This is a genomic window from Actinomycetospora aurantiaca, assembly GCF_037401875.1.
Classification (GTDB): Bacteria; Actinomycetota; Actinomycetes; order Mycobacteriales; family Pseudonocardiaceae; genus Actinomycetospora; species Actinomycetospora aurantiaca.
Genome location: NZ_JBBEGN010000001.1, coordinates 65560 through 79062 on the forward strand (window position 1 = coordinate 65560; position 13503 = coordinate 79062).

Below are 13503 nucleotides of genomic sequence, written 5' to 3' on the forward strand. Positions count from 1 at the left end.
GGGTTCGCCGACGTCAGCCGGGCTCGCGCTCGTCGGCCTCCTCCTCCACCCGGCTGAGGACGACCGTCCCGACCACGATGGCGGCGACGCCGCCGAGGAGGCCGAGCGCCCGCAGGTCGACCGCGATGCGCTCGCCGAAGACCGCGAGACCCCAGATCACGGCGACGAACGGGTTGGCCAGGGTGATGCCCGGCTGGGCCCAGAGGAGGTCGCCGGCCTGCAGGGCCTGCTGGAGGAACAGGAACGACACCGTGCCGCCGACGAGGACGCCGTAGAACTGCCAGGTCGTGACGACGGCCCCGAGGCCACCGGCGTAGGCCGGTCCGAGCCCGGCCATGAGCGCGGCGTTGTAGCCGTAGGTGACACCCGTCGCGGTGCCGAACCACAGGGCGCGGCGACGCCCGCGGCCCGCCCGCCCCAGCACGAGGAGCCCGGCCAGCACCGCCACCACGACGATCGTGCCCACCGCCCACGCGGCCGGCGGGGTCGACCGCGGGTCGCCGCCCTGCGGGTCGAGACAGGCCAGGAAGAGCGCCACCCCGACGGCCATCGTCGCGACCGCGATCCACGCCCGCCGACCCAGCGGCGCCCCGATCAGCAGGGCGCCGAGCAGGAGCGTGAACGGCAGCTCGACCACCAGGACCGGCTGCACGACCGTGATCGGCGCCGTCGCGAGGGCGACCGCCTGGAACGCGAACCCGACCACGTGGGCCGCGATGCCCGCGGGCCACGCCGGCCGGCGCAGGAGCGCGAGCAGGGACTCCCACCAGCGCAGGGACGGGTCGTGGTGGCGTGACGCGGACCGCTGCAGGACCGAGCCGATCGCGTTGCCCGCCGCGGCGGCCACCGCCAGGAGGATCCCGGCCAGCAGCACCGGACCTCCTCACCCGGGTCGGCGCTCCTGGTCGAGCTCCACTCCGCTGCGTCTCCGGCGGCCCGAGGTCGCGTCCGCCGGGCCGACAGATACCCCGGGCCCATGGTCACGACACCCGTCGCCGAATGCGACACCGCGCAGCGTCCAGGCGCCCCGGACCTGCTCCATGTGGCACTCGGCGGTGGAGCCGCCCCGACCCCGCCCGGTCCGCGTCACGACGACGCGGACGAATCCGCGTCGATCACGACCCGCAGGCCCGCCACACCCCGCGGCCCGCCTCCTCCGCCCGGTCCGCCGCCGCCCGGACCGCGGGCATGCGGGCCGCCGGGGTGTCCGCCGCGTACGTCGTGACCACGCCCGCCTCGGCGGCCAGCACCGCGTACTCCCCCTGGGGCAACGACACCCACGCCAGGGCCCGCGAGAACCGGTCGGAGCGGCCGTCGCCGACCAGGGTGACGGCCTTCCCGGCGAGGGTCGTCCGGGCGAACTGCAGCGCCTCGTCGGCGTAGCAGCGCCCGGGCGGCTGCACCCCGAGGGCCCGCACCCGCAGCACGCGGCCGCCCTCGAGCCGGACGTCGACGGTCACGGGGTCGGACACCGCGAGGACCGTCGCCGGCTCGCCCGTCGGAGCGGTCCGCAGCGCGCCGGGCGCCGCCGCCGGGGAGACGGTCGGGGTGGCGGGCGGCCCGGCGGTGACCGACGGACCCGTCGCGACCGCGCCGGACAGCACCGCCACGGCACCGAGCAGCCCGGCGAGGCAGGCCAGGGCGAGGAGCACCCGCGGTGCCGTCCCGGTCGTCACGCGCGACAGTGTGACGCACCGTGAGAACCGGGCCGCACCCGGTCACCTTCAGTAGCTCCGCACACCTTTGACGGGCAGTCGCCGCACGCCGAGCACCCCACGCGGGTAGGGCTCGAGTGCCCCCGTCGAGACCTCTGCCGGCGACAGCGCGGAGTACCGGGCGGTCAGCTCCTCCAGGGCGACCCGACCCTCCAGGCGGGCGAGCGGGGCGCCCAGGCAGAAGTGCACACCGTGTCCGAACGCCGTCTGCGCACCGCCGCCGATCCCCCGGTCCAGGACGAACGCCTCGGGGTCGGCGAACGCCCGCTCGTCGTGGTTGGCGGACAGCATCCACGGGACGACGAACCGGTCGGCGGGGATCGTGACGCCCCCGATCTCGGCCGGGGAGTTCGTCACGCGCCCGGCCATGGTGAACGGGCTGCGCAGCCGCAGGACCTCCTCGATCGCCGCCGAGATCGTCGTCGGGTCGGAGCGCAGCTGCTCCCAGGTACCCGGGTGCTCCGCGAAGGTGCGGACGGCGTTGCCGAGCAGCACGGTCGTCGTGATGTGGCCGGCGAGCAGGAGCAGCAGCGAGAAGTGGGCGGCCTCCTCGTCGTCGAGGCCCGCCGCGACCAGCGCCGAGATCAGGTCGTCGCTCGCCTCGCTCCGCCGTTCCTGCACCCGCGCGGTCAGGTAGCCGACGATGTCGGCCATCGCCTCGGCGACCCGCTCGCCCAGCGACGGGTCGGTGGGGTCGTCCACCTGCATCGAGAAGAGCCGGTCCGCCCACGAGCGGAAGAGCGGGTGGTCGTCCTCGGGCAGGCCGAGCAGCTCCGCGATCACGGTGACCGGCAGCGGGAAGGCGAGGACGTCGACCAGGTCGAACTCCGTGCCCGCCCCGTCGAGCAGCGTGCGCGTGATCTCGCGGATCCGGGGCTCCAGCGCCGCGACCCGCTTCGGCGTGAACACCCCCGACACGATCGAGCGCAGCCGCCGGTGCTCGGGCGGGTCGATCTGGGTCAGCATCCCGCGCGAGACCTTCTGCGAGGCGGGCGCGAGGCGGGAGGACTCCGAGGAGAAGGTGGCCGGGTCGCGCAGCACCGCGAGGACGTCGGCCTGCCGGAAGACGTGGTACATGCCGTGGCGGTCGCGCCAGACGGGGTGCTCGTCCCGCATCCGGGCCAGCCAGGCGAGCAGGGCGGGCTCGTCGGTCGTGTCGGGCGGGACGGCGTCGGCGGGTTCGAGCTCGGTGGTGGTCATGGCTGCCTCCGGACGACCACGCTAGGACTGGGCCGCCTGCCCGGGAAGAGGGGGCGCGGGGGCGGTCGGCCCGGCAGGATCGCGGGACATGACGAGGACGGTGCGGTTCTCCGAGCTCGGCGACCCCTCGGTGCTGGAGGTGGTCGAGCGCGAGGACCCGCGCCCGGCACCCGACGAGCTCGTCGTCGACGTCGCCGCGATCGGGCTCAACCGCGCCGAGTCGATGTTCCGGCGCGGGACCTACATCGAACAGACCCGACTGCCCGCGGGTCTGGGCTACGAGTGCAGCGGGACGGTCTCGGCCGTGGGCGCGCCGGGACGCTTCGCGGTCGGCGACCGGGTCAGCGTCGTCCCGGGGTTCTCGATGAACGACTACTCCGTCTACGCCGACCGCGCGCTGGTCCCCGCCCGGTCGGTCGTGCCGCTGCCGGACGCGACGTCGTGGGTCGACGGCGCGGCGGTCTGGATGCCGTTCCTCGTCGGGTACGGCGGGCTCGTGGAGACCGGCGGGCTGCGCGCCGGGGACCACGTGCTGATCACCGCGGCCACCTCGAGCGTCGGGCTCGCCGCGATGGCGGTCGCGCGGCGGGTCGGCGCGATCCCGATCGCGACCTCGCGCTCGTCGTCGAAGGCCGCCCAACTGCTCGACGCCGGGGCGGCGCACGTCGTGGCCACGGGCGAGGAGGACCTCGTCGAGAAGGTCCTGGAGATCACCGGTGGCCGCGGGGTGGAGCACGTCTTCGACGCCGTCGCCGGGCCGGGCGTCGCCGACCTGTGCCGCGCGACCGCGCGCGGCGGCATCGTGACGATCCACGGCCTGCTCTCCGGGCAGCCGACGATCTTCCCGGCCGAGACGTTGCCGGATCTCTGGATGCGCAGCTATACCCTCTTCGCGATGACGCACGACGAGGAACGGCTGCGCCGCGCGGGTGAGTTCGTGGGCGCGGGTCTGCGCTCCGGCGACTTCGCCCCGCAGGTGGACCGGGTGTTCACCGGCCTGGACTCGATCGTGGAGGCGCACGAGTACCTGGAGTCGAACGCCCAGGTCGGGAAGATCGTGGTGACCCCTTGAGCCGTAGTGGAGACAGTGGCGTTCCCGACGAGGCCGTGGCCTGGTTCCTCGACCACGTCCCGGACGTCGCGGGCGAGCCGGTCTTCCGGCGGATCACCGGCGGGCGGTCGAACCTGACCTACCGGGTCTCCGACGACGCCGGCACCACATGGGCACTGCGCCGCCCGCCCCTGGGCGGGGTGCTGGAGACCGCGCACGACATGGGCCGCGAGTGGCGCTTCCTCTCCGCGCTCGCGCCCACCGACGTGCCGGTGCCGCAGCCGGTGGCGTTCTGCGAGGACCGCGACGTCGCCGGCGTCGACTTCTACGTCATGGACTTCGCACCGGGCCGGGTGCTCAACAGCGTCGACGACGCCGCGTGGATCACCGACGACGCGGTCAAGACGCGCATCGGCGACTCGACCATGGACGTGCTCGCGGCCCTGCACGCGGTGGAGCCGGCGGAGGTCGGGCTGGACGACCTCGCCCGCCCCGGCAACTTCGTCGAGCGCCAGCTCAAGCGGTGGCACCGCCAGGCCCACGCCTCCGCGGTCGAGGATCTCTCCGCCATCGACCGCGCCCACCAGGCCCTCGCCGAGCGGGTGCCCGAGCCCCCGGCGAACCGGATCGCCCACGGCGACTACCGCTCCGGGAACATCTCCTATCTCGACGACGGGTCCGCCGCGGCGGTGTTCGACTGGGAACTGGCCACCATCGGCGACCCGTACTGCGACCTGGGGCACATCCTCGTCTCCTGGTCGCAGCCCGGGGACGAGGTGCCGGCCGCGCTGCCGAACCCGACCCAGGCCGGCGGGTTCCCCACCCGCGAGCACCTGATCGAGCGGTACGAGCAGGCGTCGGGCACGAAGCTGCCGGACATCGACTTCTACATCGCCTTCGCCCGCTGGCGCGCCGCGTGCATCCACGCCGGGGTGTGGACCCGCTACCAGGCCGGCGACATGGGCGACGCCGCGGACGCCGACGAGGTCACCGGGCCCGACGCGATCCGCGAGCAGGCCGAGTCGGCGCTCTGGCAGCTGGGCCTGTCGTAGCGCCCTCCGCCCCGCCCGCCCGCCGCAACCGTGCCGGGCGCTCGACGAGGCTGCGCACCCAGTCGCCGACGCTGTAGTCCAGACCCGCCGCGAGGGCGGGCAGCCGCAGCGCCGGCCCGCGCCCGCGGCTCGCCCGGGCGAGCTGGACGCGGTGCCACCCGGCGCCGACCGCCGCGCCCAGGAGCGCCCGCACCGCCGCCGGACCGCCGAGGCGCGGGGCCGGGCGGTCCAGGGTGTCGACCTCCCCGCGCACGAACCGCCCCGCCAGCTCCGGGCGCACCGCGAGCGGCCGCCCCACCCCGACCGCCGCGCACACCCCCGCCGCCAGCGCCCGGTCCACCTCGGTGCGACTGCGGAACCCGCCGGTCAGCACCACCGGCACGTCGACCGCCGCCGACAGCGCCGCCGCCGAGTTCCAGAACGGCGACTCGTGCTCCCCCGCCAGCTCCGCCCCCGAGGCGTCCAGCCCGACCATCGCCGGCCGCTCGTAGTTGCCGCCGGACACCTCCAGCAGGTCCGCCCCCGCGTCCGCGAGCCACCCACCGAGCGCCACGAGCTCGGCGTCGTCGCGGGAGTCGAGCTTGACGGCGACGACGGCCCCGTCCGGCAGGGCCGCGCGGGTGTCGGTCACGATCCCGCACAGCAGGCGGGCCCGGTCGCGCAGGGAGCCGCCGTACGCGTCGGTACGCCGGTTCGTGGCGGGGTCGAGGAAACTCGAGAGCAGGTAGCCGTGCGCGGCGTGGATCTCGACGCCGACGAAGCCCGCCCCCACCACCCGCACCGCCACCGCGACGAACCGCCGCCGCAGCTCCTCGATCTCGGGCACCTCCAGGGCCCGGGATCGCGCGTAGGCCCCGCCCAGCGCCACCGCGGGCCCGGCCGACGGCGCCACCGGGTGCGGGTTGACGTACCGCGTGGTCTGCCGCCCGGGGTGCGAGAGCTGCACGATCGTCGGCACGCCCGCCGCCGCGTCCGCCCAGCGCCGCAACGCGGCGTCGTCGGTCCACCGGTCGACGACGACGTTGCGGGCCCGCTCGAGGTGCGCCCGGTCCACCATGACGTTGCCGGTGATCACCAGGCCCGGCCCACCCGCCGCGGCCGCGGCGTAGAGGCGTTCGTGGCGCGGCGAGGCGTCGCCGTGGCGGTCGGCGATGCTCTCGGTCATCGCCGCGCGCACGAGCCGGTTCGGCAGCTCCACGCCGCACGGGAGCCGCAGGGGGTCGGAGAGGGTCACGCCCCGACAACCGTCCCGGGGCGGCGGACGATGCGGGTTGCCGGTCACTGACCATTCGATCAGACTCCTGAGCATGCGGTCACGGTGGTGGGTCGGTGCGCTGGTCGTCGGGGTGGTCGCCGTCCTCGTCCTGACGACGGCGGGATCGGCCCCGGTGGGGCACTTCACGTCCGCGGCGGCGAAGGACCGCTTCGACGCCGCGTACCGGGCGGCCATGGCCCGCCTGCCCGAGCCGGACGCGACGCTCGACGTGCGGACCGACTACGGGATCGTCCGGATGTACCGCTTCGACGGCCCGCCCGGGACGCCGCTCGTCCTGCTGCCCGGACGGGCCGCGCCCTCGCCGCTGTGGGCGGACAACCTGCCGTCGCTGCGTGCGGTCCGCACCGTCTGGACCGTCGACCTCCTCGGCGAGCCCGGCGCGAGCGTGCAGTCCCGCCCGATCGTCGACGACGCCGACCAGGCCGCGTGGCTCGACGAGGCCCTGGCCGCCGTCGCCCGGCCGAGGGTGCACGTGCTGGGCTACTCGATCGGCGGGTGGACCGCGGCGAACCTCGCCACCCGCCGTCCCGACCGCATCGCGAGCCTCGTGCTGCTCGACCCGGTGCAGACCTACGCGTCGCTCCCGCTGGGCACCGTCGTCCGCTCGATCCCGGCCTCGGTCCGCTGGTTGCCGCGCAGCTGGCGGGACGCGTTCAACTCCTACACGGCCGGGGGCGCGCCGGTGGTCCACGAGCCGGTCGGCGACATGATCGAGGCCGGGATGCAGACCTACGCCCTGGCGCTCCCCCAGCCCGGACTGCTGGAGCCGCGCCCCGTCGTCCCGACTCTGGTGATCCTGGCCGGGCGCTCCGTGATGCACGACAGCGCGGCCGCGGCGGCGAGCGCGGAACGGCTCGGCGCGCGGGTGCTGACCTACCCGGACGCCTCCCACGCGGTCAACGGCGAGTACCCGGAGCGCATCGCGGCCGACGTCGCTGCTTTCCTGACGCCGTGACGTTCACCGAGGAGGCCCGGCGCCGCCAGCTCGTGGACGTGACGGTCGGCCTGCTCGCCGAGCACGGGTACGGCCGCTGCTCCCTGGCGCGGATAGCCGAGGCCGCGGGCATCACCAAGGGCGCGGTGATCTACCACTTCCGCACGAAGGACGCGGTGGTGCGCGCGGCCTACGAGCACGTGCTGGGCGAGCTGGTCGGCGCCGTCGGGGCGGCCGTGGACACGGCGCCGACCCCCGGGGCGGCCGTCGACGCCTACGTCGCCACGATGCTCGGCCACCTCGGCGCCCACCCCGACCACGCGCGGGTCCTGGCGGACTCGCTGGACGCGGCGGTGGTCCGCGACCGCGACGACCGCCCCGCCCGCTGGCGCCCGCTCGCCGCGCTGATCTCCACGGCGCAGGACGCGGGCCAGTACCGGTCCGGCGACCCCCGCGTGCTGGCGGTCGTGCTCGGCGGCGCGATCGACGGCCTGGTCGCGGAGCGGCTCGCCGACCCGTCCTTCGACCTCGACGCGGCGGCGGAGGTCCTCAGCGTGTCAGCGCGATGAGCTCCCGGAACCCGGCGTCGGGCAGGTAGGCCCGGCCGATGCCGATCCCCACCCGCGGCAGGTCCGCCTCGTCGCGGTAGACCAGGTACATCGGCTCGTGGCGCGGGCGGAACTTCGCCTTGAACTGGTGCAGCGACCGGAAGCCGTAGTACGGCTCGAGCATCGCGCCGAGCTGGTCGAGCGCGCGGTCGAGGACGGGCTCGGACTCCGGCCGCTCCGAGTGCGCCAGCGGCGCCCCGGACAGCGAGACGAAGCGCGCGCCCTCGGCCTGGAAGGCCAGGCACGCGGAAGCGATCAGGTACTCGACGACCGCGCGGAAGCCCTCGGAGCGCCGGCGCATCACGTCGAGCGTCCACCCGACGACCACCCCGTCCGGCCCGTACACGGGCAGCCAGGACGTCACCCCGTGCACGGTGCCCTCGGCGTCGACGGCGAGCCCGGTCCGCACCTCCGGGTCCAGCGCCTCCTCCACCCCGCCGAGCGTGAAGCCCATCTCCGGGAGCCCCTTGTCGCCGACCCACTCCTCGGAGATGGCCCGGACCTGGGCGAGGACCGACCGCGGCTCGGCGTCGAGGTGGACCAGCCGGTGGGAGATCCCGGCCTTGCCCGCGCGGTTGAAGGCCGAGCGCACGGCCTGCCACGGCTTGCCGGTGAAGGCCAGGCCCTCGAGGTCGACGACCGTGTCCTCCGCGACCTGCAGCGCCCGCCATCCGCGGTCCTGCGCGACGGCGGCCAGCGCGGCCGTCGTCGAGAAGAGGCAGGGCACCTGGCCGGAGCGCTCGGCGAGGCCGCGGAAGTCGTCGAGGGCGGTCGGGAGATCGTCGGTGATCGGGTCGCCGAGGCCGACCGCGACGCCCGCGTGCACCCGGTAGGCCACCACCCCGCCGTCCCCGGTGGGCAGGTACCGGTTCTCCGGCCACGTCGTCATCCACGAGATCGTCGACCCGCCGAAGCGGTGCAGCGCGGTCCTCGCCAGCTCCGGCGTTCCCGACGACGAGGCCTTCCGGACCCGGCGTCGGGACGGAACCGCGAAGGCCCGCCGGCCGGCGACGAGCCACACCGTGAGCGCCGACCAGAGCACGGCGTTGGGCACGAACACCGCGAGCCCGACGAGCTCGACCTGGTCCATCTGGCCCGTCGCCTGCGCGTAGGCGACGACGCCGACCACCAGCAGGCCGAGGGCGAGGTACACCGCCCCGAGGACCAGGCCGAGCACCCACGCGAGGCGGCGGCCCCGTCGCAGTCCCTCGGCCAGGAGCAGCGAGATCACCACGGAGACCGTCGTCTCCAGGACCGTCGAGTCCGACGCGGTGTTCCCGAGCGGACCGACGACGGGCACGACGAGGGTGAGCACCCGGTTGGCCGCGATCACGACGAGCCCGACCGCCGCGACCAGCCGCCACTCCCGCCGTCCGAGGGTGGCGCCCACGACGCGGACGGCCCGGGGACCGGCCAGCCGCCCGGACAGCGGCAGCGCGAGGGCGACCGCGAATGCGTGCTCCAGGTCCGCGAGCCCGCCCAGGAATAGCAGCCCGACGACGGCGTAGGCGACCAGGACGATGCGCAGCCGCAGCCGCCACGGCGCGCGGAGGGTCGCCGAGGCCACCGCGAGGGCCGCCATCATGCCCGCGGAGAACCCGGTGTCGACGTCGGCGGCGAGCCCCTGGGCCCAGGGCCACGCGGTGGCGGAGACGGCGAGGACCAGACCGGCGGTGAGCAGGACCGCGCCGAGCTGGAAGCCGATCGTCACGACCGCGGTGCGCACCGTCCCGCACCGCACCTCGGCCCACCCGACGGCGAGCGCGAACAGGCCGAGGGTCAGGACGTAGAGCGTCGGGTGCCCGGCGACGAGGGAGCCGGTGACGACCGTCCACCACTTCCCGTCCGTGAAGGCCGGGATGCCGAAGGCGAGGTCGGCGCCGAGCGGGCGGCCGTCGAGCGGGCTCCAGAACGCGCCGGTGAGGAGCCCGCCGACGACCATGAGCACGACGACGGACGCGGTGAAGGGGACCTTCCGGGCCGTCGCGAGCACGGCGTGCCCGCGGCGCCTCTCGGGGACGGGAGGAGCGGCGGACGGGGCCGTGACGGTCACTCGATCACCCGCTGGAGTCGACGGACTGGCGAACGAGTGAAGTGTCCGCCGTTACCGTCCTCGGTGGCAACCGTCCGTCAGCAGGCGGCGCAGGTCACGCGGTGCCCGTCGTCACCACCGTGCTCGGCACGGTTGCGGCTCGGCCAGACTCGGCGGACCGTCAGTCGTCGTCCACCACCGGCGGCCCGATTGCCGGAGGTGGCCGTGTTCGGTACCTGTTCGTTCTGCTCCGCCGTGCGCCCAGGGCGACTCTCCCCCGTCCCGCACCGGGTCGACTGCCCCACGGGGTCCCGGGCGCCGAAGCGCCTCGACCGCGACGAGGCCGTGTTGTGGCGCCACCCCGACCTGGTCGAGCTCGACCTGTTCTGCGCCTCCTGGTGGCCTGCGGCCTCGTGAGCAGGGCGCGAGTCCGGACCATGATCACGACCTCGTGCGCGACACGCGCGAGCGTCGCTGCGACTCGCTCACGAGGTCCGGAGGGCCGACAGGCCTACGACCGGACCCCGACGACCTCCGCCAGGCGTGCCGCCGCGAGCTCGCGGATCCGGAAGCGCTGCACCTTGCCGGTGGCCGTGCGCGGGACCGCGTCGATCTCCAGCACGTGCCGCGGCTTCTTGAACGACGCCAGGCCCTCGCGGCACCAGGCGATCAGCGCCTCGGGGTCGACGATCGCGCCCTCGGCCGGGACGACGCAGGCCACGGTCCGGTCGAGCCCGTCGTCGTCGGGGACGCCGACCACCACGACCTCGGCGACCGACGGGTGCAGGACGAGCCGTTCCTCGACCTCCATCGGCGTCACCCAGATCCCGCCGACCTTGAGCACGTCGTCGGTGCGCCCGAGGCACTGGTAGGTGCCGTCGGGGTTGCGGACGTAGGTGTCGCCGGTGCGCATCCACTCGCCCTCGAACACGCGGCGGTTGACGTCGGTGCGGCACCAGTAGCCGGTGCACAGCGAGTCCGCCCGCAGGTAGAGCGTGCCCTTCTCGCCGTCCGCGACCACGGACCCGTCCTCGGCGCGGATCTCCACCTCGTAGCCGGGGACGGCCACCCCGGACGTCCCGGGCGCGACCTCGCCGGGGCGGTTGGACAGGTAGATGTGCAGCGCCTCGGTCGAGCCGATGCCGTCGAGGACCTCCACGCCGAACCGGTCGCGCATCCCGATCACCATGCGGGCCGGGAGCGCCTCCCCCGCGCTGACGCCCTGGCGGACCCGGGCGAAGGTGTCGTCGGGCAGGTCGGAGGCGAGCAGCGGGCCGAACACGCTGGGGCTGCCGTAGAACAGCGTCACCGGGTGCTCGGTGACCACGGCCGCGATCGCCGCCGGGGACGGACGGCCCGGGCTCAGGACGGCCGAGGCACCCACCGAGAGCGGGAAGAACATCGAGTTGCCGATGCCGTAGGCGAAGAAGAGCTTGGCCACCGAGAAGCACACGTCGTCGGCCCGGATCCGCAGGACCTGGGCGGCGTAGGTCTCGCACACCGTGCGGATGTCGGCGTGCCGGTGCATCGCGGCCTTGGGCGTGCCGGTGGTCCCCGAGGTGTAGAGCCACAGCGCGGGCGACTCGTCCCAGGTCGCGTACAGCCCGTCGTCGAACCCGAACCCGGTCGCCGTGAGGTCGGTCCAGTCGCGGGTGCGGACGGGGTAGCCGGCCAGGGGGTCCGGGTCGTCGCACGGCACGTTGGCGGGGGTGACGACGACGTCGGCGAGGTCGGGCGCGCCGCTCTCCACCGCGGCGAGCACCGCCGCCCGCGTCACCTCCCCGAACTCCGGCGAGCAGATCAGCACGGGGGCCCGCGAGTCGACGACGAGCTTCGCGAGCTCGGGCCCGCGCAGCATCGTCGAGACCGGGACCGCCACCGCCCCGATCCGCATCGCCGCGAGGATCGCGGTGAACAGCTCCACCCCGTCCGAGCAGCACATGAGCACCCGCTGCTCCGGGCGCACCCCGAGCCCGCGCAGGCCCGCCGCGACGGTGCGCACCTCGGTCCCGACCTCGGCGTACGTCAGCTGCCGGACGCCGACCTGCTGGGTCGAGCTCCGCTGCGCTGCGTCTCCCCCGGGCGTCAGCGCCCGGATCGCGACCCTCGACCCGCCGTCGGGAAGGTGCCGGTCGAGGAGGTAGTGCGACGCGTTGAACTGCTGGTGGTGGGACAGCACATCAACCCCAGGGCGCTCGGACCGGTCTAGTGGAAGTGCACGTATTCGAAGTCGACGGGCTTGTCGTTGATCCCGGTCGACGGCGGGGCGATCCAGCTCGCGATCTTCCCCGGCTCGAGGACCGGGTGCATCAGGCTGCGGACGTGGGTCTTGTCCACCTCGGTGGGCAGCCACGCGTCCTTGCGGGCGTTCCAGTCCGACTCGCTGACGACCTTGCCGTCGGGGGTGATGTTCGCGTCCGCGAACGCGCCCACCTGCCGGTTGAACCCGACGTGCGGGAGGTAGAGCTCGGCGTCGATGCCGGCCTTCTGCAGGATCCGGTTCCAGCGCTTGAGGCCGGTCTTGCAGTCGTTGATGTACTCGTGGCGCAGGTCCTGGTTGAGCGCGAGCAGCGCCGGGACCTCGTTGCGCGTGACCTGGCCGTCGCGGAAGGCGTCGACGTGGCCGGCGTCGTCGGCGAGCAGGTGGTCGTCGTCGCGGCGCTCCTCCTGCCAGCGCCCCTTGATGCCCGCGGTGAAGTAGTTCGCGGCGTTGGTCGACGACTCGTTGCCGAACAGGTCCAGCGACACCGTGTAGTGGAAGTTGATGTACTTCTGGATCATCGTCAGCGGGATGCCGCCGGCACCGGCGACCTCCTCGGTGTCGTGGTCCTGCATGAGCTCCGCGGTGCGGCGGACGACGCGGTCGATGCCGGTGGTGCCCACGAACATGTGGTGGGCCTCCTCCTTGAGCATGAACTCGCAGGTCCGGCTCAGGGGGTCGAAGCCCGACTCCTTCAGCGTCCCGAGCTGGTACTTGCCGTCCCGGTCGGTGAAGTAGGTGAACATGTAGAACGACAGCCAGTCCGGGGTCTCCTCGTTGAAGGCCCCGAGGATGCGCGGCGAGTCGTCCGAGCCGGAGTTGCGCGCCAGCAGCTGGTCGGCCTCCTCGCGTCCGGCCCGGCCGAAGTAGGCGTGCAGCAGGTAGACCATCGCCCAGAGGTGCCGGCCCTCCTCGACGTTGACCTGGAACAGGTTGCGCATGTCGTAGAGGCTGGGTGCAGTGGCTCCCAGGAAGCGCTGCTGCTCGACCGACGCGGGCTCGGTGTCGCCCTGGATGACGATGAGGCGCTGCAGGTCGGCGCGGTACTCGCCGGGCACCTCCTGCCACACCGGCTCGCCCTTGTGCTCACCGAAGGCGATCTTCCGGTCGGGGTCGTGCTCGGAGAGGAAGACGCCCCAGCGGTACTCGTTCATCGGGACGTGGTCGAAGTGCGCCCAGCCGTCGCGGCCGACGTCGACCGCGGTGCGCAGGTACACGTCCTTGGTGTCGACGGCGGGGCCCATGTCGCCCCACCAGTCGAGGAAGTTCGGCTGCCAGCGCTCGAGGGCGCGCTGCAGCTTGCGGTCGCCGGCGAGGTCGACGTTGTTCGGGATCTTGGCGTCGAAATCGATCTTGGGGCGTGCGCTGGTCATGT

Annotated in this window: 12 protein-coding genes; 5 read left to right on the forward strand and 7 right to left on the reverse strand. The window is 74.2% G+C overall.

All coding sequences use genetic code 11. The annotated features are described in order from the left end of the window. Window positions 1-13 precede the first annotated feature (13 nt). The 3 genes from WCD74_RS00320 to WCD74_RS00330 form a co-directional block, all read right to left on the reverse strand. Window positions 14-874 carry a DMT family transporter gene (locus tag WCD74_RS00320; RefSeq protein ID WP_337692812.1) on the reverse strand — a complete coding sequence of 287 codons (861 nt, stop codon included), beginning with the start codon at window positions 872-874 and terminating at the stop codon, window positions 14-16. A gap of 241 nt (window positions 875-1115) precedes the next feature. Beyond that, window positions 1116-1676, reverse strand: coding sequence for a thermonuclease family protein (locus WCD74_RS00325; RefSeq protein ID WP_337692813.1), 561 nt, complete (start codon window positions 1674-1676; stop codon window positions 1116-1118). A 48-nt stretch (window positions 1677-1724) separates the two neighbouring features. Continuing rightward, window positions 1725-2915: a cytochrome P450 gene (locus tag WCD74_RS00330; protein ID WP_337692814.1), complete on the reverse strand. Its 1191-nt coding sequence runs from the start codon at window positions 2913-2915 to the stop codon at window positions 1725-1727. 88 nt (window positions 2916-3003) lie between these two features. On the opposite strand from WCD74_RS00330, the gene WCD74_RS00335 reads away from it, so the two are divergent. Together WCD74_RS00335 and WCD74_RS00340 are read left to right on the forward strand one after the other, a co-directional pair. After that, window positions 3004-3987 (forward strand): zinc-dependent alcohol dehydrogenase family protein, encoded by a 984-nt coding sequence (locus WCD74_RS00335; RefSeq protein WP_337692815.1) that lies wholly within the window; start codon window positions 3004-3006, stop codon window positions 3985-3987. Next, window positions 3984-5018, forward strand: a complete 1035-nt coding sequence (locus WCD74_RS00340) for a phosphotransferase family protein (RefSeq protein WP_337692816.1) — start codon at window positions 3984-3986, stop codon at window positions 5016-5018. Before WCD74_RS00335 ends, WCD74_RS00340 begins: the two co-directional genes overlap by 4 nt. Here WCD74_RS00340 and WCD74_RS00345 read toward each other — a convergent pair. Continuing rightward, window positions 4954-6252 carry an oxidoreductase gene (locus tag WCD74_RS00345; RefSeq protein ID WP_337692817.1) on the reverse strand — a complete coding sequence of 433 codons (1299 nt, stop codon included), beginning with the start codon at window positions 6250-6252 and terminating at the stop codon, window positions 4954-4956. The two genes, WCD74_RS00340 and WCD74_RS00345, sit on opposite strands and share 65 nt — an antisense overlap. A 73-nt stretch (window positions 6253-6325) precedes the next feature. Here WCD74_RS00345 and WCD74_RS00350 point away from each other — a divergent pair, with 73 nt between their 5' ends. Both WCD74_RS00350 and WCD74_RS00355 read left to right on the forward strand, forming a co-directional pair. Further along, window positions 6326-7249 (forward strand): alpha/beta fold hydrolase, encoded by a 924-nt coding sequence (locus WCD74_RS00350; RefSeq protein WP_337692818.1) that lies wholly within the window; start codon window positions 6326-6328, stop codon window positions 7247-7249. Continuing rightward, complete coding sequence (locus WCD74_RS00355) at window positions 7246-7797, forward strand: TetR/AcrR family transcriptional regulator (RefSeq protein ID WP_337692819.1); 552 nt, start codon at window positions 7246-7248, stop codon at window positions 7795-7797. The genes WCD74_RS00350 and WCD74_RS00355 overlap by 4 nt, the downstream gene beginning before the upstream one ends. Here the strand turns inward: WCD74_RS00355 and WCD74_RS00360 are convergent. Beyond that, window positions 7778-9889, reverse strand: coding sequence for a bifunctional lysylphosphatidylglycerol flippase/synthetase MprF (locus tag WCD74_RS00360; RefSeq protein WP_337692820.1), 2112 nt, complete (start codon window positions 9887-9889; stop codon window positions 7778-7780). The two genes, WCD74_RS00355 and WCD74_RS00360, sit on opposite strands and share 20 nt — an antisense overlap. Before the next feature lie 204 nt (window positions 9890-10093). Here WCD74_RS00360 and WCD74_RS00365 point away from each other — a divergent pair, with 204 nt between their 5' ends. Then, entirely contained in the window at window positions 10094-10285 is a 192-nt protein-coding gene (locus WCD74_RS00365; protein ID WP_337692821.1) for a hypothetical protein, read from the forward strand. Window positions 10286-10379: 94 nt separating this feature from the next. Here WCD74_RS00365 and WCD74_RS00370 read toward each other — a convergent pair whose 3' ends face one another. Further along, window positions 10380-12047, reverse strand: coding sequence for a benzoate-CoA ligase family protein (locus tag WCD74_RS00370; RefSeq protein ID WP_337692822.1), 1668 nt, complete (start codon window positions 12045-12047; stop codon window positions 10380-10382). A 26-nt stretch (window positions 12048-12073) separates the two neighbouring features. Next, a complete protein-coding gene (boxB, locus tag WCD74_RS00375; protein WP_337692823.1) occupies window positions 12074-13501 on the reverse strand; it encodes a benzoyl-CoA 2,3-epoxidase subunit BoxB in 1428 nt (475 codons plus the stop codon). Between the last annotated feature and the right edge of the window lie 2 nt (window positions 13502-13503).